This is a genomic window from Proteus vulgaris (genome assembly GCF_016647575.1).
Taxonomy (GTDB): domain Bacteria; phylum Pseudomonadota; class Gammaproteobacteria; order Enterobacterales; family Enterobacteriaceae; genus Proteus; species Proteus mirabilis_B.
In genome coordinates, this window is the sequence record NZ_CP032663.1 from 2,976,750 (window position 1) to 2,999,240 (window position 22,491).

At 38.6% G+C, this 22,491-nt stretch carries 16 protein-coding genes; 11 read left to right on the forward strand and 5 right to left on the reverse strand.

The features are described 5' to 3' along the window. Window positions 1-129 precede the first annotated feature (129 nt). The 6 genes from leuA to mutH all read left to right on the forward strand — a co-directional run bounded on the left by leuA (window position 130) and on the right by mutH (window position 8,080). Complete coding sequence (leuA, locus tag D7029_RS13830) at window positions 130-1,689, forward strand: 2-isopropylmalate synthase (RefSeq protein WP_023581485.1); 1,560 nt, start codon at window positions 130-132, stop codon at window positions 1,687-1,689. Between the two features lie 2 nt (window positions 1,690-1,691). Then, entirely contained in the window at window positions 1,692-2,783 is a 1,092-nt protein-coding gene (gene leuB / locus D7029_RS13835; protein ID WP_194950954.1) for a 3-isopropylmalate dehydrogenase, read from the forward strand. A gap of 1 nt (window position 2,784) precedes the next feature. Continuing rightward, window positions 2,785-4,194: a 3-isopropylmalate dehydratase large subunit gene (leuC, locus tag D7029_RS13840; RefSeq protein WP_194950955.1), complete on the forward strand. Its 1,410-nt coding sequence runs from the start codon at window positions 2,785-2,787 to the stop codon at window positions 4,192-4,194. A gap of 8 nt (window positions 4,195-4,202) precedes the next feature. Next, window positions 4,203-4,808 carry a 3-isopropylmalate dehydratase small subunit gene (gene leuD, locus D7029_RS13845; RefSeq protein WP_088494910.1) on the forward strand — a complete coding sequence of 202 codons (606 nt, stop codon included), beginning with the start codon at window positions 4,203-4,205 and terminating at the stop codon, window positions 4,806-4,808. Between the two features lie 291 nt (window positions 4,809-5,099). Then, window positions 5,100-6,779 (forward strand): HTH-type transcriptional regulator SgrR, encoded by a 1,680-nt coding sequence (sgrR, locus tag D7029_RS13850; RefSeq protein ID WP_194950956.1) that lies wholly within the window; start codon window positions 5,100-5,102, stop codon window positions 6,777-6,779. A gap of 623 nt (window positions 6,780-7,402) precedes the next feature. Beyond that, on the forward strand, window positions 7,403-8,080 hold the full coding sequence (gene mutH / locus D7029_RS13855; RefSeq protein ID WP_194950957.1) for a DNA mismatch repair endonuclease MutH: 678 nt from the start codon (window positions 7,403-7,405) through the stop codon (window positions 8,078-8,080). 95 nt (window positions 8,081-8,175) lie between these two features. On the opposite strand, the gene D7029_RS13860 is transcribed toward mutH, so the two are convergent. The 4 genes from D7029_RS13860 to speA form a co-directional block, all read right to left on the reverse strand. Further along, window positions 8,176-8,520, reverse strand: a complete 345-nt coding sequence (locus tag D7029_RS13860; protein ID WP_165122740.1) for a DNA-binding protein — start codon at window positions 8,518-8,520, stop codon at window positions 8,176-8,178. Then, window positions 8,510-8,851: a type II toxin-antitoxin system RelE/ParE family toxin gene (locus tag D7029_RS13865; RefSeq protein WP_194950958.1), complete on the reverse strand. Its 342-nt coding sequence runs from the start codon at window positions 8,849-8,851 to the stop codon at window positions 8,510-8,512. The genes D7029_RS13860 and D7029_RS13865 overlap by 11 nt, the downstream gene beginning before the upstream one ends. A gap of 174 nt (window positions 8,852-9,025) precedes the next feature. After that, window positions 9,026-9,946 (reverse strand): agmatinase, encoded by a 921-nt coding sequence (gene speB, locus D7029_RS13870; RefSeq protein WP_036912424.1) that lies wholly within the window; start codon window positions 9,944-9,946, stop codon window positions 9,026-9,028. Between the two features lie 103 nt (window positions 9,947-10,049). After that, the gene (gene speA, locus D7029_RS13875) at window positions 10,050-11,957 is read right to left on the reverse strand and encodes a biosynthetic arginine decarboxylase (RefSeq protein WP_088494907.1); all 1,908 of its coding nucleotides are present in this window, start codon (window positions 11,955-11,957) and stop codon (window positions 10,050-10,052) included. A gap of 688 nt (window positions 11,958-12,645) precedes the next feature. Between speA and metK the strand changes: the two genes are divergently transcribed. Continuing rightward, window positions 12,646-13,800, forward strand: a complete 1,155-nt coding sequence (metK, locus tag D7029_RS13880) for a methionine adenosyltransferase (protein WP_194950959.1) — start codon at window positions 12,646-12,648, stop codon at window positions 13,798-13,800. Between the two features lie 174 nt (window positions 13,801-13,974). On the opposite strand, the gene bcsG is transcribed toward metK, so the two are convergent. After that, window positions 13,975-15,720 (reverse strand): cellulose biosynthesis protein BcsG, encoded by a 1,746-nt coding sequence (gene bcsG, locus D7029_RS13885; RefSeq protein ID WP_194950960.1) that lies wholly within the window; start codon window positions 15,718-15,720, stop codon window positions 13,975-13,977. Window positions 15,721-16,455: 735 nt separating this feature from the next. Between bcsG and bcsR the strand changes: the two genes are divergently transcribed. Genes bcsR through bcsB form a run of 4 tightly spaced genes read left to right on the forward strand, consistent with a single transcriptional unit; the run spans window position 16,456 to window position 22,488 of the window. Next, window positions 16,456-16,776, forward strand: a complete 321-nt coding sequence (gene bcsR, locus D7029_RS18935; RefSeq protein ID WP_228766691.1) for a cellulose biosynthesis protein BcsR — start codon at window positions 16,456-16,458, stop codon at window positions 16,774-16,776. 8 nt (window positions 16,777-16,784) lie between these two features. Continuing rightward, entirely contained in the window at window positions 16,785-17,522 is a 738-nt protein-coding gene (locus tag D7029_RS13895) for a cellulose synthase operon protein YhjQ/BcsQ (protein WP_194950961.1), read from the forward strand. Continuing rightward, window positions 17,522-20,107 carry a UDP-forming cellulose synthase catalytic subunit gene (gene bcsA / locus D7029_RS13900; protein WP_194950962.1) on the forward strand — a complete coding sequence of 862 codons (2,586 nt, stop codon included), beginning with the start codon at window positions 17,522-17,524 and terminating at the stop codon, window positions 20,105-20,107. Before D7029_RS13895 ends, bcsA begins: the two co-directional genes overlap by 1 nt. A gap of 59 nt (window positions 20,108-20,166) precedes the next feature. Beyond that, entirely contained in the window at window positions 20,167-22,488 is a 2,322-nt protein-coding gene (bcsB, locus tag D7029_RS13905; RefSeq protein ID WP_194950963.1) for a cellulose biosynthesis cyclic di-GMP-binding regulatory protein BcsB, read from the forward strand. Window positions 22,489-22,491 lie beyond the last annotated feature (3 nt).

Genomic DNA, 22,491 nt, shown 5'->3' on the forward strand with positions numbered 1-22,491 from the left:
TATGCGCGGTCGGCTTATGGGTAAAAAGTGAAACACACCTGCCCTTAGAGAGAAAAACCCGCGCTAGTCGCGGGTTTTTTTATACCTGGGAGAGCGCAAACAGCAAATAAAAAGAGAAAGGAACAGATTATGAGCAACGACGTGATTATTTTTGATACCACATTGAGAGATGGCGAACAAGCATTGCAGGCGAGCTTAAGCGTAAAAGAGAAGTTACAAATTGCTTACGCTTTAGAGCGTTTAGGTGTGGATATCATTGAAGCTGGCTTTCCTGTTTCTTCTCCTGGTGATTTTGAATCCGTGCAAACCATTGCACGCGAAATAAAAAATAGCCGTATTTGTGCATTGGCACGCTGCGTTGATAACGATATTGATGTTGCAGCGGAGTCTTTAAAAGTCGCAGAGGCTTTTCGTATCCACGTATTCTTGGCAACCTCAGCACTGCATGCTGAACACAAATTGAAAAAATCATTCGAAGATATTATTGAAATGGGCGTGAATTCGATAAAGCGTGCTCGTCGCTATACCGATGACGTAGAATTTTCTTGCGAAGATGCAGGCCGTACCCATATCGATAATTTATGCCGAATTGTTGAAAGCGCAATTAATGCTGGCGCAACCACCATTAATATTCCAGATACCGTAGGTTATACAACGCCTTACCAATTTGGTGGCATTATCACCAACTTGTTTGAGCGTGTTCCCAATATTGATAAAGCCATTATTTCTGTTCACTGTCATGACGATTTGGGCATGGCAGTTGCTAACTCTATTACTGCAGTACAAGCAGGTGCAAGACAAGTAGAAGGAACAATTAATGGCTTAGGCGAACGTGCGGGTAACTGTGCATTAGAAGAAGTCATTATGGCGATAAAAGTTCGTGAGCAAATGATGAATGTTCAAACACGGATTAATCACAAAGAAATTTATCGTACCAGTCAATTAGTCAGCCAATTATGTAATACGCCAATTCATGCTAATAAATCGGTTGTTGGCTCCAATGCATTCGCGCATTCATCGGGTATTCACCAAGATGGCGTTTTGAAAAATCGCGAAACCTACGAAATCATGACACCGGAATCTATCGGATTAAAAGAAGTGCAATTGAATTTAACTTCTCGCTCAGGTCGTGCCGCAGTTAAACACCGAATGGAAGAGATGGGTTATCGCGAAACAGATTATAACTTGGATACTTTATATTCTGCCTTCTTACGTTTAGCCGATAAAAAAGGCCAAGTCTTTGATTACGATTTGGAAGCTTTAGCATTTATGGGACAACAGCAACAAGAGCCTGATGAGTTTGTAATGAACTATTTTAATACTCAATCGGGCTCATCAACCGTTGCTACCGCAAGTGTCAGTATTACTCATGGTGACAAAGAAATTACTGAAGCAGCAACCGGTAATGGTCCCGTCGATGCGGTTTATCAAGCCATCTCTCGTGCAACAGGTTATCCATTGAAATTAGTCACTTATCAATTAACTGCTAAAGGTGAAGGTAGAGACGCTTTAGGGCAAGTTGATATCGTCGTTGAATATCAAGGACGTAAATTTCATGGGATGGGTTTAGAAACTGACATCGTAGGTTCATCTGCGAATGCCATGATCCACGTTATCAATAGCATTTGGCGCTCAGAGCAAGTCGAAATAGAAAAACGCAAACAACATACAACACAAGAAGCGGTTTAATTATGTCAAAAAATTATCATATTGCAGTATTACCCGGAGATGGTATTGGCCCTGAAGTCATGGCTCAAGCACAAAAAGTGATGAAGGCGGTTAGTAAGCGTTTCTCACTCAATATCACAACAAAAGAATACGATATCGGTGGCATTGCCATTGATAATCATGGCACTCCGTTGCCAGCAGATACCTTAGCGGGTTGTGAACAAGCCGATGCGATTTTATTTGGTTCCGTCGGTGGCCCTAAATGGGAACACTTACCTGCAAATGAACAGCCAGAGCGCGGTGCTTTATTGCCATTACGCAAGCATTTTAAATTGTTCTGTAATTTACGCCCTGCTCGCTTATATGAAGGCTTAGAAGCCTACTGCCCATTACGTGCTGATATCGCCCAACGTGGTTTTGATATTTTCTGTGTACGTGAATTAACAGGTGGTATTTACTTCGGTCAGCCTAAAGGTCGTGAAGGTGAAGGCGCACAAGAGCGTGCTTTTGATACTGAAATTTACCATCGTTATGAGATTGAACGTATTGCACGTTTTGCGTTTGAATCAGCACGTAAACGCCGTCATAAAGTAACCTCAATTGATAAAGCTAACGTATTACAAAGCTCTATTTTATGGCGTGAAGTTGTCACTGGGATCGCAAAAGAATACCCAGATGTTGAAATTCAACATATGTATATCGATAACGCAACAATGCAGTTAATTAAAGATCCATCTCAATTTGATGTGTTGCTGTGCTCCAATATTTTTGGCGATATTTTATCGGATGAATGCGCAATGATCACCGGCTCTATGGGAATGTTGCCATCTGCCAGTGTTAACGAAGAGCGCTTTGGTTTATATGAACCCGCAGGAGGCTCAGCGCCTGATATAGCAGGTAAAAACATTGCGAATCCAATTGCACAAATTCTGTCTGCCGCACTGTTATTACGCTATAGCTTTAATGAAGATAATGCAGCTCAAGCCATTGAAGATGCTATCACACAAGTATTAGCAAAAGGCTATCGCACCGCAGATTTAGCCGGTAATGGCAACGCAATCACAACCGCAGAAATGGGTGATCGTATCGCTCAGTATATTCATGAAGGGGCATAACATGGGTAAAACATTATATCAAAAAATTTATGATGCACATGTTGTCAGAGAAGTGAGTGATGAAACACCCATTTTATATATCGATAGACATTTAGTGCATGAAGTGACATCACCTCAAGCCTTTGATGGATTAAGAACAAAAGGTCGCCCTGTTCGTCAACCGAATAAAACCTTTGCAACGATGGATCACAACGTATCAACACAAACTAAAGATATTAATGCTTGTGGTGATATGGCGAGGATTCAAATGCAAGAGTTGATGAAAAACTGCCAAGAATTTGGCGTTACGCTGTATGACTTAAACCATCCTTATCAAGGGATTGTTCACGTAATGGGGCCGGAGCAAGGCTTAACCTTACCGGGAATGACCATTGTTTGTGGTGACTCACATACTGCAACTCATGGTGCCTTTGGTTCATTAGCTTTTGGGATCGGAACTTCAGAAGTTGAACATGTTTTAGCAACTCAAACTTTAAAACAGTCTCGTGCTAAAACATTAAAAATTGAAGTTCAGGGTAAAACCGCTATTGGGATCACCGCGAAAGATATCGTATTAGCCATTATCGGCAAATTAGGTAGTGCCGGTGGTACAGGCTATATCGTTGAATTTGCGGGTGAAGCCATTGAAGCATTAAGCATGGAAGGTCGAATGACTTTATGCAATATGGCAATTGAAATGGGCGCCAAAGCAGGCTTAGTCGCGCCGGATGACACCACTTTTGACTACTTAAAAGGACGTCAATTTGCACCTAAAGATCAATCTTGGGATGAAGCTGTCGCTTATTGGAGAACCTTAAAGTCTGACAACGATGCAATTTTCGATGCCACAGTCACTATTAATGCCGCTGATATTGCGCCACAAGTTACATGGGGCACCAATCCAGGGCAAGTTATTGCTATTGATCAAATAGTCCCGTTATTAAATAGCTTTAACGATCCTGTTGAACGCGCTTCTGCTGAAAAAGCCTTGGCTTATATGGGATTAAGTGAAGGTGTCAACTTAACAGATGTTGCTATCGATAAAGTCTTTATTGGCTCTTGTACAAACTCGCGTATTGAAGATTTGCGAGCAGCTGCTGAAATCGCAAAAGGCCATAAAGTTGCATCCCATGTTCAAGCGATTGTTGTTCCGGGATCAGGTCCTGTTAAAGCGCAAGCTGAAGCAGAAGGCTTAGATAAAATCTTTATTGAAGCAGGTTTTGAATGGCGTTTACCGGGTTGTTCAATGTGTTTAGCGATGAATAACGACCGATTAAATCCGGGCGAACGTTGCGCATCCACCAGCAACCGTAACTTTGAAGGTCGCCAAGGTCGTGGAGGTCGAACACACTTAGTCAGTCCTGCAATGGCGGCGGCGGCAGCGATTAATGGTCATTTTGCAGATATTCGTACATTTGCAGTGGCATCTTAAAGGAGAACATGATGAATAAATTTACTCAACACACGGGTATTGCGGTTCCTTTAGATGCAGCAAATGTGGATACCGACGCCATTATTCCTAAGCAATTTTTGCAGAAAGTGACGCGTACTGGCTTTGGTAAGCACCTGTTTCACGATTGGCGTTTTTTGGACGATGAAGGCACTCAACCTAACCCAGCCTTTATTTTGAATCAGCCTATTTATCAAGGTGCATCTATTTTATTAGCTCGAGAAAACTTTGGTTGTGGATCATCTCGTGAACACGCGCCTTGGGCATTAACTGATTATGGTTTTCACGCCGTTATCGCACCCAGTTTTGCTGATATTTTTTACGGGAATTCATTTAACAATCAATTATTACCAATCAAATTAAGTGATGATGAAGTCTCACAATTATTTGATTGGGTAAAAGAACATGCAGGCACCCCCATTACCGTAGATTTAGTGGCACAAGAGGTTAGAGCGGGTGAATTACATTTCTCTTTTGAAATCGACTCATTTCGCCGCCACTGCATGATTGAAGGATTAGACAGTATTGGATTAACACTGCAACACCAAGATGACATTAGTGCTTACGAGGCAAAACAACCTGCCTTTATGCGCTAATTAAAGCAGTTTTCACCTTCTTCTACTTTCTGTGATGTTTACTTTGTCATTCTTGCCGTAAATTCGTTTACGGCTTTTTTTTGTCCCAACAAAAGCCTTCCTATAAATAACCAATAAAAAAGCCAGTGATCAATCATCACTGGCCGGTAATCACCGAATGCTCAAATGGGGGAGTCTGTCAGTATTCGTAATTTGTGATAACTAACATGAGAGCTAACTTTAAACACAATCATTATCGGTCTAATATAAGGAAATTAAAATTGATCACTTTATCAAGGGATTTCCTCTTTTATGATCTCACCCCGCTTAGAGTTACAATTTATTCGCTTATGGCAAGCCTTTCAGGGAAAAGCGACCGAAACAACGTTACAAGAATTAGCACAAACCCTGCATTGCACGCGTCGTCATGTCCGCTCTTTATTAAATAAGATGCAAGAAATAGGTTGGATAAATTGGCAAGCGGAAGTCGGTCGAGGTAAAAAATCCACGCTTATTTTTCACTCTAATGCACTTGAGATCCAACAAAATCGCGCTGAAAGGCTGATAGAAGAGAATGATATTGAAAAGCTTGTCGCACTAATGGGCGATAAAGACTCAGTACGGCAAATGGTGCTCTCTCAAATTGAAAAAAGCTTTCATCCCGGACAACAATTACTGCGTATTATTTACTATCGCCCTTTTAGGAATTTATTACCGGGAACACCATTAAGACGCTCTGAATTACATTTAATGAGTCAGATATTTAACTCGTTAGTGCATCTAAAAGAGGAAAATGGAGAAGTCGAAGCCGAATTAGCTCATCATTGGCAAATGGTCACAGAGCAACATTGGCGATTTTATTTACGTCCTTCTATCTATTTTCATCATGGTCGTGAGCTCACCCTTGAAGATATCAGTACTTCTTTAATGAGAATGAAACACTGTAACCCTCTTTATGCACATATAGAACAAATTTCCTCGCCTCAGCCTTATGTGCTAGATATTTTCTTAAGCGAAGCGGATAAGCAATTTGCAACGTTATTAGGAAGTCCACAAGCCGTTATTTTGCCGCAAGAATGGGCATCACTTCCTTCTTTTGCACAACGTCCCATTGGTACTGGCGCTTATCAGGTTATCGCTAATGATAAACATAAGCTGCAAATCAAAGCCTTTAATCGCTATTTTGGCTTACGGGCATTATTAGATGAAATTGATATCTGGGTAGTTCCAGAACTGAATAACAAAATGGTCTGTTCAACTATTCATTTAACAGATGATGATACCAATAAAGACTCACTAGAAAGCCGTAAAGAAGAAGGATGCTATTTCCTACTTTATGATAGTCGCTCAAAACAGTGCCAACAGACTGAAATAAGAGAGTGGTTAAGCAGTGTGTTAACCCCTGTTAATATGCTGACGCATTGTGATCCTTTCTATCAACGCCATTGGTCTCCTGCTTATGGATTATTACTTCATTGGCATCACAGTAAATTAATCCGCCAACATCCAAAACCTCCTTCATTAACAAAACTGACTGTCACTCTTTATAAAGAGCATCATGAATACAGCACTATTGCAGATTTAATAAAAAGTATTTTATCTCAGTATGATATTGAACTTACCATTCAAGTGCTTGATTATGAGCAGTGGTATTACGGAGAAGCTGATAGTGATATTTGGTTAGCAACAGTGAATTTTTATAAACCTTTAGAGTTCTCAATTTTTGCTGCACTTTATGAATTACCACTCTTTCACCAATGTTTAGGCGCATCATTTTCACAAGAGCTCACACTATGGCACCAAAAATCCTTGCCACTTGAAGAGTGGTGTCGCCAATTAACACAAGATATTTGGCTTTATCCTCTATTTCACCATTTACTAGAGCTACAAGGGCAGAGAACTATACGAGGTGTCAAAATGAATACCTTTGGCTGGTTTGATTTTAAATCAGCGTGGTTTACGCCGGATATCGATACACCAAAGCTAAAATAGGTTGTTGTCTCTTTTCAGTGTTCAAATTAGTCATTATTTGTGTTAATTCACAGAAACCTTGAAAGTTATAAACACCCACATAAACACTTAGGGGATTTATTCACTTTTTCTGTGGATATCTATGTGAAAAAGAGTGAGATAATCAGGGTATAGTTTTTGTATTGTTAGAAAGCCTGTTGATACAAATTTTAAAATATCACTTATAATTCAAATTAGTAGCCAAATTTTAATGCCTATTTCAGCGATTGGATAAAACAATTAAAAGGTCCTCTCGCTTAAATCGTACAAAAAATAACCATAGGGTGTTTTATCCACAGGTTATGCCGATTAGTTAGACAAAATAGGATAATTTTGGCAAATATCTGCAAAAGTCAAGGCTGTAAATCAGAACAGTGATCTCACTTTCTGTGAGTTATCCCATAAAGCTGTGGATAACCTAGTGTAAAAGCCTGTTTATGATTTCAGGATAACCGTGCACAACTTGGAATTATAAATTTCAATTAGCGAATTAACTCAAAAAAATGATGATATATCATGCTATTATGATTTAAATAAAATAAAGCTAAATACGTTATCAACAACCTGTTTTTTCTGTCTATTATTTATACAAGAAGATAATAACTATGTTTACGCCACCAGTCGCCCCCGAAAATGAGCAGGTTTTATTCGAACGAGCAAAAGCGCTTGCGGGTTATACTTTTGGTGAACTTGCCGCTTTTGCACAACTCCCTATCCCAATTGATCTAAAAAGAGATAAAGGTTGGGTAGGCATGTTGTTGGAATACTATTTAGGCGCAAGTGCAGGCAGCAAACCTGAACAAGACTTCAGTGAATTGGGCATTGAGCTCAAAACCATTCCAATTGATAGATTGGGCATGCCTTTAGAAACCACTTTTGTCTGTGTCGCAGCGTTGACCGGAAACAGCGGTATTACATGGGAAAATAGCCATGTAAAACGTAAGCTCTCAAAAGTATTATGGGTGCCCGTTGAAGGAGAAAGGGAAATACCATTATCACAACGTCGCGTCGCCTCTCCGTTACTTTGGAGCCCTAATAGTACTGAAGAAGAACTATTACGTCATGATTGGGAAGAGTTAATGGACATGATTGTGTTAGGTAAAGTAGAAAGCATTACCGCACGCCACGGGCAAGTCTTACAAATCCGTCCCAAAGCAGCAAACAGCAAAGCATTAACAGAAGCGATTGGTGAAGATGGGCAACGTATTATGACCTTACCCAGAGGATTCTATTTAAAAAAGAATTTTACCGCCCCTCTGCTTGCTCGTTATTTTCAGCTTTAGTTTCGTTATAAATCACTCGCAATAAAATACCCTGTGTCATTATTCTAAATCACACAGGGCATTATTATTAATACGATACTTTCTGGTTTATTTTTCTAAATGCAATGAGAAGAAGCCAGCCTAACACCCACTGCTCGTGTTATTTCTGTGAGTGTTGTTAAAGTCGGATTACCATTTTCAGATAATGCTCGATAAATATGCTGTCGAGAAAGACCTGATTTTTTTGCTATTTCACCTACACCACCATGAGCTTCGATTATTTGCCGTAATGCAATAAGAAACGCACCAACGCCTCCAGGTTCATAGATACCTTCTAATGCTGTCTGTAAATAAATTTCTGCATAAACAGGATCTTCTCGCAGTTCTTTGATCAATTCAGCATCATGATCAATACATGCAGGGATATTATTTTGTTTCATTTTTTCTATTTTATTTGTCATTTTTTATCCTTACATAATAATCTTTAAGATAACTCACTGCTTTGTCTATATCTGCTTGCTGAGTTCCTTTATTACCTCCAACTAATAAGAGAATTATAAGCCCATTCTCTACAGAGTAATAAACTCGATACCCTTGACCATAATTAATCCGTAAAGCCCAAACACCTTCTCTTTCAAACTTATGATCAGCAAAATTACCGACACAGGCTCGTGATATTTGTACTTCTACTTTTGCTGCTGCTTGAGGATCACGTTTTCTTAATTTCTTAATCCAATCCGTATAGGGTACTTTTTGATTATTATCTTGATAACGTACTATTTTATATGGCATTTGCTATCCCTATTGCCAAGTCACTTGATTGTCGCTTATAAATTACAAATAAAGTGTAACTTATAACAGACAATCATCAAGATAAAAAAGCGTTCTTTTTTTCAAAAAACAAACATAAAAAAAGCGATACCTAACAGATATCGCTTTGTCTTTATTTTCTGAAATTAACAGAAATTATTTTTTTGCGGCTTGCAGATACAACATATCAAGAGCAATGGTTGCCCCTGCAAGTGCTGTAATATCCGATTGATCGTAAGCTGGAGAAACTTCAACTAAATCCATGCCGACAATATTTAACGGTTGTAATGCACGTAAGATCTTCAGTGCTTTATCTGTTGTTAAGCCGCCTACAACTGGTGTTCCTGTTCCTGGTGCAAACGCAGGATCAAGACAGTCGATATCAAAAGTCAGATAAACAGGGAGATCACCAACAATACCTTTGATCTGATCAACGAGATCAGTCACACCGCGATCGTTAACCTGTGCTGCATCCAATACAGTGAAACCATTATCACTGTCATGATCAGTACGAATACCAATTTGAACAGAGTGGTTAGGATCGATTAATCCTTCATTTGGTGCATGGAAGAACATAGTACCGTGGTCAAATTTACTGCCATTACCATAAGTATCGGTATGCGCATCAAAATGAACTAATGCCATTTTACCGAAGTGTTTTGCATGGGCACGTAATAAAGGCAGCGTGACAAAATGGTCACCACCAAACGTTAAGCATTTTTTACCTGCGGCTAATAACTTCTCTGTATGAGCTTGTAATTTATCGCTCATATCTTGTGCATCACCGAAGTTAAACACTAAGTCACCACAATCGACAACGCTTAAACGTTCACGCATATCGAAATCCCACGGCCAGCGATTACCTTCCCACGCTAAATTCGTTGAAATTTGACGAATAGCGCCTGGTCCATGACGAGTTCCTGCACGACCTGATGTTGCCATATCAAAAGGCACACCTGTAATAACCCAATCTGCATCACTGCTATAAGGCTGAAAATTCAGTGGAAAACGTAAAAAACCAAATGCATTAGAGATCAATGAATTATCAGTCTCATTACCTAACGTACTATTTTTCATGCTATTACCTCTGTTGCTTATTTAAAATAAGCAACATACAAATCAATATGATAGATAAAGAGTGATGTTTAATAACATCACTCCTGCATTGGAAAGTGAAGAATTACTCTTCTTCTTCCAGATACGTATAACCGTATAAACCACTTTCAAATTCAGTCAGGAATTGCTCTTGTAACGCTTCATCTAACTGTGCATTTTTTACTTGGGTGCGGAAACGATCTAACAGCACGGTAGGATTTAACTTAACGTACTGAAGCATATCAGCAACCGTGTCGCCCTCTTCACTTTGCACGTAAGTCAGATTACCTTTTTCATCAAGGTAAACGTCAACCGCTGCCGTATCACCAAATAAGTTATGCATATTGCCTAAAATTTCCTGATAAGCCCCAACCATAAAGAAGCCGATCATTGGTGGATATTCAGGATCATAAGCTGGCATTGGCATCGTTGTTTCAACACCATCACCATCAACATAATGGTCAATAATACCATCTGAGTCACAAGTGATATCGAGTAGCACTGCGCGACGATCAAGCGGTTTATCTAGCCCTTCAATCGGTAATACAGGAAATAACTGGTCGATACCCCATGCATCAGGTAAAGATTGGAACAATGAGAAGTTAACATAGAACTTATCTGACATGCGTTCTTGTAACTCATCAATAATAGGACGATGGGCACGATTGCTTGGATCTAAATCGTACTGAATACGACGACAAATATTCAAATACAGCTCTTCTGCCCATGCACGCTCTGTCAGACTTAACATACCGTGAACATATTGGGTATGCACATCATGTAAGTCTAATTGGCTATCGTGTAACCATTCACGTAATGAACGGCTATGCCCTTTAGTTTGCATCTCTTCCCATGTTTCCCAAAGGCTTGCAATCGGTCTTGCTGCATCATCTTCAGGTGGTGTAATTGCCGTAAATTCATTACGTTCAACACCAATTACATTAGAAATTAATACTGTATGGTGTGCTGTTAATGCACGACCTGATTCAGTAATAACGGTTGGATGTGGTAAATCATTTTCATCACACGCGTCACCAATCGCCCAAATAACGTTATTCGCATATTCGTTAAGGCCATAGTTAACAGAGCAATCAGATTGTGAGCGTGTACCTTCATAGTCCACACCTAAACCGCCACCCACATCGAAATACTGAATATTCACGCCCAGTTTGTGCAGTTCAACATAGAAGCGTGCAGATTCACGAACACCGGTTGCGATATCACGGATATTCGCCATTTGTGATCCCAAATGGAAATGCAGTAATTGCAGGCTATCTAAGCGGTCAGCTTGGCGTAACATATCAATTAATTGCAGAACTTGTGTCGCGGCTAAACCAAATTTTGATTTTTCACCACCACTTGCCTGCCATTTACCTGAACCTTGAGAAGCAAGACGAGCGCGAACGCCTAAACGTGGAATAACTTCTAAACGTTCAGCTTCTTCAAGAACCATTTTAATCTCAGACATTTTCTCAATGACTAAGAAAACTTTATGCCCAAGTTTTTCACCAGTGAGTGCTAAACGAATATACTCACGGTCTTTATAACCATTACAAACAATCACAGAACTTGTCATATTGGCATGAGCAAGTACTGCCATTAATTCTGCTTTAGAACCAGCCTCTAAACCTAAAGGCTCTCCTGCATTGACTAATGACTCAATAACACGACGTTGTTGGTTAACTTTAATTGGGTAAACTAAAAAATAGTCACCTTTATAACCATAAGATTCACGCGCGCGATGAAACGCAGCATTAATCGAACGTAAACGATGTTGTAGTATTTGAGGAAAGCAAAAAAGCGCAGGTAAACGCAGGTTCGATTGCTCTTCTTGAACTCGTTTAACCAATTCGGTTAAATCAAAAGTTGCATTAGGAACATCAGGATTAGGACAAACGCTAATATTTCCCCGATTATTCGCTAAATAGTAACCGCCACCCCAATATGCAATGTTATAGGTCTGCTGCATCTTACGAGCGATGTTATCATTCATGACATTCTCCTTAGGGAGTATGAGTTTATACCTTGCCTGTCACCATAGTAGTCAATTATCCGACAAAAATCTGAAACGACTGATAAATAACAGTTGGAAGTAATGGCTCACTATATATTTTTATATGATTATCCAGCTATACGCGGGACATAATAGTAGAAAGTTCTTGAGTTAACCTATAACGAGTTAACACAATCACCTATTGGCAAGTAACAGACAACTTCGCTCTAAAGAGAAAGAGCTCAAAGAGGAAATTACTCTAGATATACTACGTGTATAGTATTGGCGAGTACTGTTTTGGTTTTTGAAAAGACTAACCTGTAGACAATGGATCATTACCCATTCACTCCACACATGGCTTAAACTTATAAGCCATTTCCCTAACAGAGAAACAGGATCAGAAATCCTGCGGTTTACACTGTGTTCAGATTTCACAGTAACCGCGAGGTTATACCTTTAGTTAGTTAAAAATGCAAAGCAAAAAGTACAAAAAACTTTTTTTTCTCTAATCTCTCTTTTCTTGATACAAAAATAGCAAGCAACAAAAATAAGATTAACTGTTTGATTCTACTTTATCCCTATATTTGATTAAAAAAAGCTGGAATTAAAGAGAGAAGAGTCATAAAATAGACGTCTAGATGTTAAAACATCCATCCTTAAACCGTTTGTATTAAGGTAACGAGATATAATGACTACACACCTTTTTACTTCTGAATCAGTCTCAGAAGGTCATCCAGATAAAATTGCAGATCAGATTTCTGATGCTGTTCTGGATGCAATTTTAGAACAAGATCCAAAAGCACGCGTTGCCTGCGAAACTTACGTTAAGACAGGCATGGTTATGGTAGGCGGAGAAATTACCACCAAAGCTTGGGTCGATATCGAAGAAATTACACGTAACACTGTTCGTGAAATCGGCTACACCAGTTCTGACATGGGCTTTGATGCTAATTCCTGCGCAGTTATCAGTGCGATTGGTAAACAATCACCTGATATCAACCAAGGCGTTGATCGTGCAAATCCATTAGAGCAAGGCGCTGGCGACCAAGGTTTAATGTTTGGTTATGCAACCAACGAAACTGACGTATTAATGCCTGCTCCAATTACTTATGCTCATCGTTTAGTTCAACGTCAAGCACAAGTCCGCAAAAGCGGTGCTTTACCTTGGTTACGCCCTGATGCGAAAAGCCAAATTACCTTCCAATACGACAACAATAAAGTTGTTGGTATTGATGCAGTTGTATTATCAACTCAGCATTCTGAAGAGATTTCACAAAAAGATCTGCATGAAGCCGTGATGGAAGAGATCATTAAACCTGTTCTGCCAGCAGAATGGTTAAATGAACAAACTAAATATTTCATCAACCCAACAGGCCGTTTTGTTATCGGTGGACCAATGGGCGACTGTGGTTTAACCGGTCGTAAAATCATTGTCGACACATACGGCGGTATGGCTCGTCACGGTGGTGGTGCTTTCTCTGGTAAAGATCCATCGAAAGTTGACCGTTCAGCCGCTTATGCTGCTCGTTACGTAGCTAAAAATATCGTAGCTGCAGGTTTAGCAGATCGTTGTGAAATTCAAGTTTCTTACGCAATCGGTGTGGCTGAGCCAACATCAATTATGGTAGAAACATTTGGTACTGAAAAAGTCCCAACAGCACAACTGATTCTGTTAGTGCGTGAATTCTTTGACTTACGTCCTTATGGATTAATTCAAATGCTAGATTTACTGCACCCTATCTACCAAAAAACGGCTGCTTACGGTCACTTTGGTCGCTCTGAATTCCCTTGGGAAGCAACAGATAAAGCTGAAATCTTACGTGAAGCAGCAGGCTTAAAATAAGTCTCTTGCCAAGAACATCACGTTATTGATTTTGATAAGACCACATCTTAATAGATGTGGTTTTTTTATGGCTTCTATTTATAAAACTCATAAAAAAACCCCGCAATCATACGGGGGTCTCAATAGGAGAAAACGAGAACATAGATTTATGATGAAACTGTTTCCTATAAAAAGTTAATTAGGGTAGTTAATCCACTCACCTCCATTTAACTTGATATAAGACTGCCCTTGATAATCAACCACAACCGTAGCTTGGTTTTCCGCAACATTGGCAGTTTGAGGAAGTTCACTGGCTAATGCATTCCAATCAATAATAGATTGGTTAAAGACATCACCATTCACATTACGAGAAATAAACTCAGAGATAGCCAAATAGCTGCTGGGTTCATCGACAATCACAGGAGGATAAAATTGTGCTCTATCTTTTATTCCGGTGAAACGAATACCAACAGGAACGGTAGTAATACTTTGGCTTGGAATATCTCTTAGCCCTGACATTTGTGTCTTATCACCTTGTAGCGCAGCACCATGCTCAGGCACAATCACCACCATCACTTTTCTTCCTTTTTTATCTAGCTCATTCATAAAGCTATCTAAGTTATCAAGCAATGTAGAGGCGCGTTTACCATAATCAGCGGTGCTATTTTCGCCTACATAACGGTTACCATCATGTAATGACACCAAGTTCACAAAGGTCACAGAGCGGCTCTCATTAGACTGTTCACGCGCTTGCAACCAACGTTGTAATGTTTCCTTATCGTTGTAAATTTTGGTGCCATCAAATGCGGTAATTTGATGAGAAAGATTTTCTTGATCTTGTAAGGCGATATTAAGATTACCGAGTTGCTGAACTTCTTTGAGGTAATTACCGAACTTCCCGTTATGGTCGAGAACCAATTTCTTGGCAAATCCCAATGACGATAAATTATCCATCAGCAAACATTGTGCATCTGCGGGATCGTATAAATCAGAGTGGTGAGTCTGACCACAACTTGCGCGTAATAATCTTAATGATGCAGGACCACTATAAGAAGATACGGTATTAAAGTGACTAAATAACACATCAAAGTTACCCCAAATAGGGTGCTCTTGCAGCCCAACCGCCGCCGCATCAGCAGTAGAAAGTGAACAAATATTAATAATTAAGATATCAAAAGGCTGAGCATTGGCTGCTAACTGCGCAGGGAATGGTGTTGTACGTTTTTTCTCATAACCATAAAACTGTGTTAGCCAATCATCCAATACCTTATTATTAACCTTCAGTTTTTGTGGTGGATAAACGGTATTAATAGATGCAGTCTCTACTTCCTTCGTTGGTACAACTTCAGGGGAAACTTGCGGTTCAACTGATGCTGGTAATACTTCAGGCGCTTTGACTACTACAGTGTTTTTTTCTGTACTAATATTACTTTCTTGTGTGAAAGAATTAGCAGAAACGGCAGGCACCACACCTTGAGAAAAATGAGTAAACCCACCAAGATTTAGCCACAACACCCCCGCAATAATAAAAACGGATACCCTCATCCACTGTTCAATAAAAAGGTAGCCCACTAACAAAATAAAGGCGACACCTATCATTTTGATATTGATAAAGTTAACAGTTAACTCAACAAGGTAATCAAAGGAAAACTGTTTAAGCTGTCCACCTTGGGCAAGAATCGTTGAAAAGCTGGGTAACCAAGTATCATGGTAAAATAATATTATCCCTATTGGGATAGCGACCCAATTACGCATTTTATGCCAAATATTTTTTGGTAATGGGAACAATAAAAAGGCAAGAAAAAGTAAATTGCTAAAAGCATCAAAATTTAAATAACCATACCAAAGTAAAACAAACTTTAGTAAAAAATAGAAATTCCATGCTCCCAACCCATGCCAGTAATGTAAAAAATCGAACTGGGTTGTATTAGATTTGTTCATTTTGATTTCCTACTCTTTAGTATAAATAAATCCAATTCAACAGTTATATGATTACTCATATCTGTCTTTTTATTACTTCTGATATTTAATTAACTACTAAACGATCATATAAGAGAATATTTATTTAAAACCAAGTAAAAACCCTTAAATAAAAAATAACGAAAAAGAAAACCTAGTCAGAAAACACTGACCTCTTATATAAAATAAAAACAATTACGAAATCCAACTTATTTAATTTGGATTCAAAAACAAAATACTCAACGTTCTATTTATATAATAGCGTCTATTTTTAAAAATGATGATTTATTTACATTAAATAATGAAACACAGAGTTATCTTATTTTTATATTTCGAAACAAAAACAAAACAAAATACACATTAACAACATCGAATAACAATTAATAAACATAAGTAGCAATAAGTAAACAAACGCCTCAACATAAACACAAAAACAATCATTAAAAGACTATAATATAATGATTTTTATATGAAAAATGATACAGATCAACATACAAATATGATCATCAGATTCGAACAATTTAATATATTGTTATAAACAGCTAATTTACATTTCTTTTTATTGCTTTATTTTGTAGCTAAACTCTTTCCGTTATTATTTAACAGACGAAATTAAAAAAAACAGAAAATATAAATGTAAAAAGAAAATCAATAGCCATAATTTATAAAAATAAGATAATAAATATCTATTTTATGTGTTTTTACGTAATTGAAATAATGTATTTTAAAGCATATTCTAAAATAGGTGGTTTAAATAAACAGAAAGCATTATTAATTACCCCCTATTTTTATCGAGATTTTAATTTCGATAGAGATTTATTTTTCTTTTATCCAGAGGATATTAAAATGAAAAATGAAACTTTTATTAACTCAAATATAAAAATAGAAAAAAATAATCTAAATAAGGACATTGATAAACTAAAAAAATTATTTTCATTAAATAACTATCACTATCAGGATATCAATAAAGAAGAAGTAAATAGTGAGCTTATTTATCGCTGGCCATTACTTAATGCATTTCATTATATGACTAAATGAGGCTGACTATGCCACTTATTGTATTAAAAGGGCTTCGAGGTGGAGTGGGTACAACATCCACGGCAATTGCCCTTGCTCGACAATTTAATCAACAAAATAAAGAAGTGCTTATTATTGATAATTGCACTGAAAATATTTTGTCTTTTTATTTTCCAGCACAGCAAAAAAATACCACATTAAGTCAGGCATTATTAGCAGAGACATCAATAGAGGAGAGTATTTTTTACTATCGACCACACTACCAAGTGTTACCTTTTGGTTTGGTTAATACAAAGGATAATTTGTTCTTACAATTATCATTTTCAGCAAAACAACATCTTACCCATTTTTTAACGACATTTATTCAGCTACACCCTGATGCCATTATTTTAATGGATTTACAGCACACAGAAGATGCTCTTTTCACATCTTGGATAGAAAAAGCGGATATTTTTTTCACCGTGGCAATGGCAGAAAGCAACTGTCATATTCGCCTTAATCAACACGAATTTATCGAAAATGAATACGTACTGATTAACCAATTTCGTGCCACCAGCCAAATTCACCAAGATTTTTATCAATTTTGGCAAACGACGCCATTTCCATTATGCCCTGTCGTTCTTCATCGAGATGAAGCCTCATTAGAGGCGTGTGCCTCACGTTTACCTTTATATGATTACCGAGCTAATTGCATGTTAGTAGAAGAAATATCGCAACTCGCTCAATGGTGTTTTTCGTTATTTGAGAGGAAAGAGGGACAGCCATAATGCCATCATCTTACGATGCCACGAAAAAAGTCGAAAAGAATGTGACACAACACATTCTTATTCGTTACTACAAGTTTTATCGCCATAACGGTGCATCTCGTAGCGCGGCTATTATTTGCGAGCTATTTATGGGCATTATGTGGCTTTTTTTACGGATGGAATCCCCTTTCTGGCGGAGAATTGCCAGAAAACAACAAGAGCTATATCCTCATATCGATCCCCGTTGCCCTAAAGTTTTCGATCCTATACGCTATTTGTTGCAAAGCATTTGGCTAGCTTGTCATTATGTCGCGCATTTGCTGATTAAAAAACCCACACAACTGATTTCCTATATTCGAAAAACATACAAAAAACTCTTTGTTCATGTCACTCCTATCGCGATTGACATCATTGAACATAAGAAAAAAACCACGCCATTTTGGCAGTATGTTCTCTATTCCGTTATCGCTATTTTTGCCATTTTCTTTATTTTACTCAGTATTACTCAACCGTTTGATCTTACGTTCCAGTTTGTTTTTGTGATTGTTCTTTGGTTAGTTGCCTTAGCTATCCGTGATATTCCGGGGCGTTTCTCTTCAATTGCAATGGTTATGTTGGCACTGACAATTGCATGTCGATATATTTGGTGGCGTTATCAATCAACCCTTTATTGGATTGATAATTTCAGCTTATTTTGCGGTTTACTGCTTTTATTGGCTGAAACTTATGCCTGGTGTGTGCTATTCCTCAGTTTTATGCAATGTATTTGGCCACTGCATCGAAAACCTGTTTCTATGCCTGAAGACATTACGCAATGGCAAAGCGTTGATATTTTCATTCCTACCTATAACGAAGATCTACAAGTTGTTAAACCCACCATCTATGCCAGCTTAAATTTAGATTGGCCTAAAGATAAGCTTACTATTTATCTGCTTGATGATGGCTCCCGCCCTGAATTTAAGGCGTTTGCTCAAGAAGTGGGTATTCGTTATATCGCACGAGAAAAACACGATTTTGCTAAGGCAGGTAATATCAATCATGCCTTAACTCTCGCTTCTGGTGAATTTGTCGCTATCTTTGACTGCGACCATATTCCAACACGTTCATTTCTACAATTTACGATGGGATGGTTTTTAAAAGATGAAAAAATGGCTTTGGTGCAAACACCGCACCATTTTTTCTCACCCGACCCTTTTGAACGTAATTTAGATAATTTCCGTGAAACGCCGAATGAAGGCACACTCTTTTATGGATTAGTTCAGGATGGAAATGACACTTGGAATGCAGCGTTTTTCTGCGGCTCGTGTGCCGTTTTACGTCGTACTGCATTAGATGAAATTGGTGGTATTGCTGTTGAAACAGTTACAGAAGATGCGCATACCTCATTACGTTTACACCGTCATGGCTGGAGATCAGCTTATATTCGCATTCCACAAGCCGCAGGTTTAGCGACTGAATCATTATCCGCGCACATAGGCCAACGCATTCGATGGGCAAGAGGAATGGTTCAAATATTCCGACTTGATAATCCACTCTTTGGTAAAGGTTTGAGCCTGCCACAACGTCTTTGTTACTTAAATGCTATGTTGCACTTTTTCTCTGGCATTCCACGGATGGTTTTCTTACTTGCACCACTGACGTTTCTTTTTTTCCACGCCTATATCATTTATGCACCTGCGGTTGCCATCGCCCTCTATGTTGTACCGTATTTGATCCATATTTCACTCGCAAGTGCGAAGTTACAAGGCGCTTATCGCCACTCATTCTGGGGTGAAGTTTATGAAACAATTTTGGCGTGGTACACCACTCGCCCAGTGTTGAGTACTCTTTTCTCTCCTCATAAAGGGACTTTCAACGTTACTGGCAAAGGTGGCGTGATGGAAGAAGGTTTTGTCGATTGGCGAATTAACCGCCCTTACTTACTCTTTCTCAACCTAAATTTATTGGGTATTTTGTTTGCCTTTTGGCGCATTGCAACAGGCGATCCTGATGAAGCTTGGGCTGTTGTGATGTGTTTATTGTGGGTTTGCTATAACCTTATCTTACTGGGTGTTGCTATTGCAGTTTCTGTCGAAACAAAGCAACAACGCCGTTTCCCTCGCGTTCGCGTTAAAGTTCCTGCCATGTTGCTGTTAAATAATGGCTCTCTCTATCGCTGTTATCTCTATGATTTTTCTGATAATAGCTGTGCCATTCAATTACCTGATAATGTCATACTTTCACTCTCTCCAAATGAAAGTATCACTCTATTACTCAGTGAAAATCAGCGTGAACACGCCTTTAAAGCCAATATTTCACGTGTTGATGGGCAAATTATTGGGTTACAACTTCTTGAAATGACAACGCAAAAAGCTATCGAATTTACTGCGTGTACTTTTGAGCGAGCCGATACTTGGGCTGATTGGCAAAATGAACTTCCAACCGACAGACCTTTAAGTAGTCTCAAGAACATCATTTTTATCAGCATGCAAGGTTATAACACCTTATTAAAACGTGCTCCTTACTTTATTTACGCCACTTTTCGCTTACTCGGTTTGTTTTTGCTGTGGCTTTCATCGTTACTCCCTCAACGCGTAAATGTTTCACAAATATTTCATCAGTCTTGAAGGAAAAACTCAGTTTTCTGGGAATTTATTAATAAACAATAAGATCATGGGTAACAATAATGAAAAAACGTTTTCTCATATTTGCCTTATTTATGCTCACTTCTTCAGTTCATGGAGATGAAACGCAAGAAGCGCAAACCAATATTTCAGCGCCACCTGTTACAATAACTGAAGCGGCTCCTGAAGTTGTTTCTCAAGCAGTGCCTGTAAATGCACAACTGCCTTCTGCTGATATCACACCTTCAGCTCGCCAGAAAATATTAAGATTTTCAGAGACAGCACCTAGTTATGGCGCTATTCATTTAACCGGTGTTAGCCCTGACGGCTATTTAGAATTTGGTGTACGTAGTGATGAATATATTTCAAAAGCGACTCTCGATTTAGAATTTACACCGTCTCCATCACTCCTTCCTGTGGAATCTCATCTTAATGTCTATTTAAATGATGAATTAATGGGAGTTATTACCTTAAAACAGGAAGATTTAGGTAAGAAAAACCAAATTACGATACCAATTGATCCCTTATTTATTCAAGATTTTAACCATATAAAACTCTCTTTTATTGGCCATTATCGTGAAATTTGTGAGAACCAAGCAAATACCACACTCTGGCTTGATGTGAGTAAAAGCAGTCAGTTGAATTTAACCTTTCAATCACTCCGTTTAGGTAATGAATTAGCGCACTTCCCAGAGCCATTTTTTGACAGTCGTGATTTTGGCGAATTAACACTGCCGATGGTGTTCAATCAGTCGCCTAATCTAGTCCAACAGAAAGCGGCAGCTATACTCTCTTCTTGGTTTGGTACTCAAGTTGATTGGCGTAAGCAAAATTATCCTGTTTATTATGATGCGTTGCCAAATCAACACAGTATTGTTTTTGCAACTAATAAACAAAAACCGGCATTTTTAAAACAACATCCTGATGTTAAAGCACCCACTATCGAAATGCTGACACATCCAACTAATCCTTATATTAAATTACTTCTTATTATGGGGCGTGATGATAATGATTTGATCACTGCCGTAAACGGAATAGCCCGTGGACAAGTTATTTTTAGAGGAAATGTCGTTACAATTAATGAAGTAAAAAAATTGATCCCTCGAGAGCCTTATGATGCGCCAAAATGGGTACAGCTGAATAAACCTATCTATTTTAATACGTTACAAGACTATGAAGGTCAGTTGCAATCTCGCGGATTAAAACCGAATCCTATTACGTTGAATATGACGTTACCGCCTGATCTCTTTATGTTTAATAATACGGGATTACAAATGCAATTGCGTTATCGCTATACCGCACCTGCATTTCAAGATGACTCTCGTATGTCTATCTCAGTAAACGACCATTTCATTAAAGCTTATCCTCTTGAGAAAGATAAAAAAGATAATCTCGTTATCGCTTATTTACCGCTTATTCAAGGTTGGATTGAGCATAAGAATTTATTGAATATTCCCGCAGTAAAACTGGGTGAACGTAACCAAATCACATTTGCCTTTGATTACACCAACCCAATTCCGGGTGGTTCACTAGATCAATGTATTACTTATCAACCGGTTCCAAATGCAGTGGCAATTGATGATTTATCTAGTTTTAATTTCACTGGTGATTATCGACACTATATTGCACTGCCTGACTTACGCGTTTACAGCCATGCTGGTTTCCCATTTAGCCGTTATGCGGATCTGTCTGAAACCCTGATTTTTGTTAATAAACAACCTTCACCAACGCAGTTATCTACCCTATTAATTTCAACGGGGAATATCGGTGCTCAAACAGGTTATCCAGCACTGAATGTTTCATTAACTGATTCATTAGAAGAAGTACAAAAAAGAGATGCGGATCTGCTGCTTATCGGCACAATTCCACCAGCATTAAATAATGATAAACAGATGAATGTACTGATTGATAAAGCACGTAGTGAAATCACTCTGCCTTCTCGTGAGATCAGTATCTTTAGCCACACAAGTTATCAACCGACTGATAAACGCCCTGATAGCCGTATCTCCCTGACGTCTAAAGGATCAATGGGTGCAATTATTGGTTTCCAATCTCCATTCTTTTCACAACGTAGCGTTATCGCACTATTAGCCGATAGTACACAAGGTTACAAACTGTTAAATGAGGCAATCAGTGATAGCGGTAAACGTGATGCTATGCATGGTTCAGTGGTATTAGTCAGAGAATCTGGCGTAAATAGCTTACGTGTGGGTGACACTTATTTCGTCGGTTATTTACCTTGGTGGGAAGAAGTTTGGTATGTGTTTGCATCTCACCCTATATGGCTTGGTTTAGCGGCAATTATCGGCATTATTCTTGTCTCTCTTCTTATTTGGCGAGCAATGAAAATAAGAAGCCAACGTCGTTTAGCGGCTAAGGATTAAGCT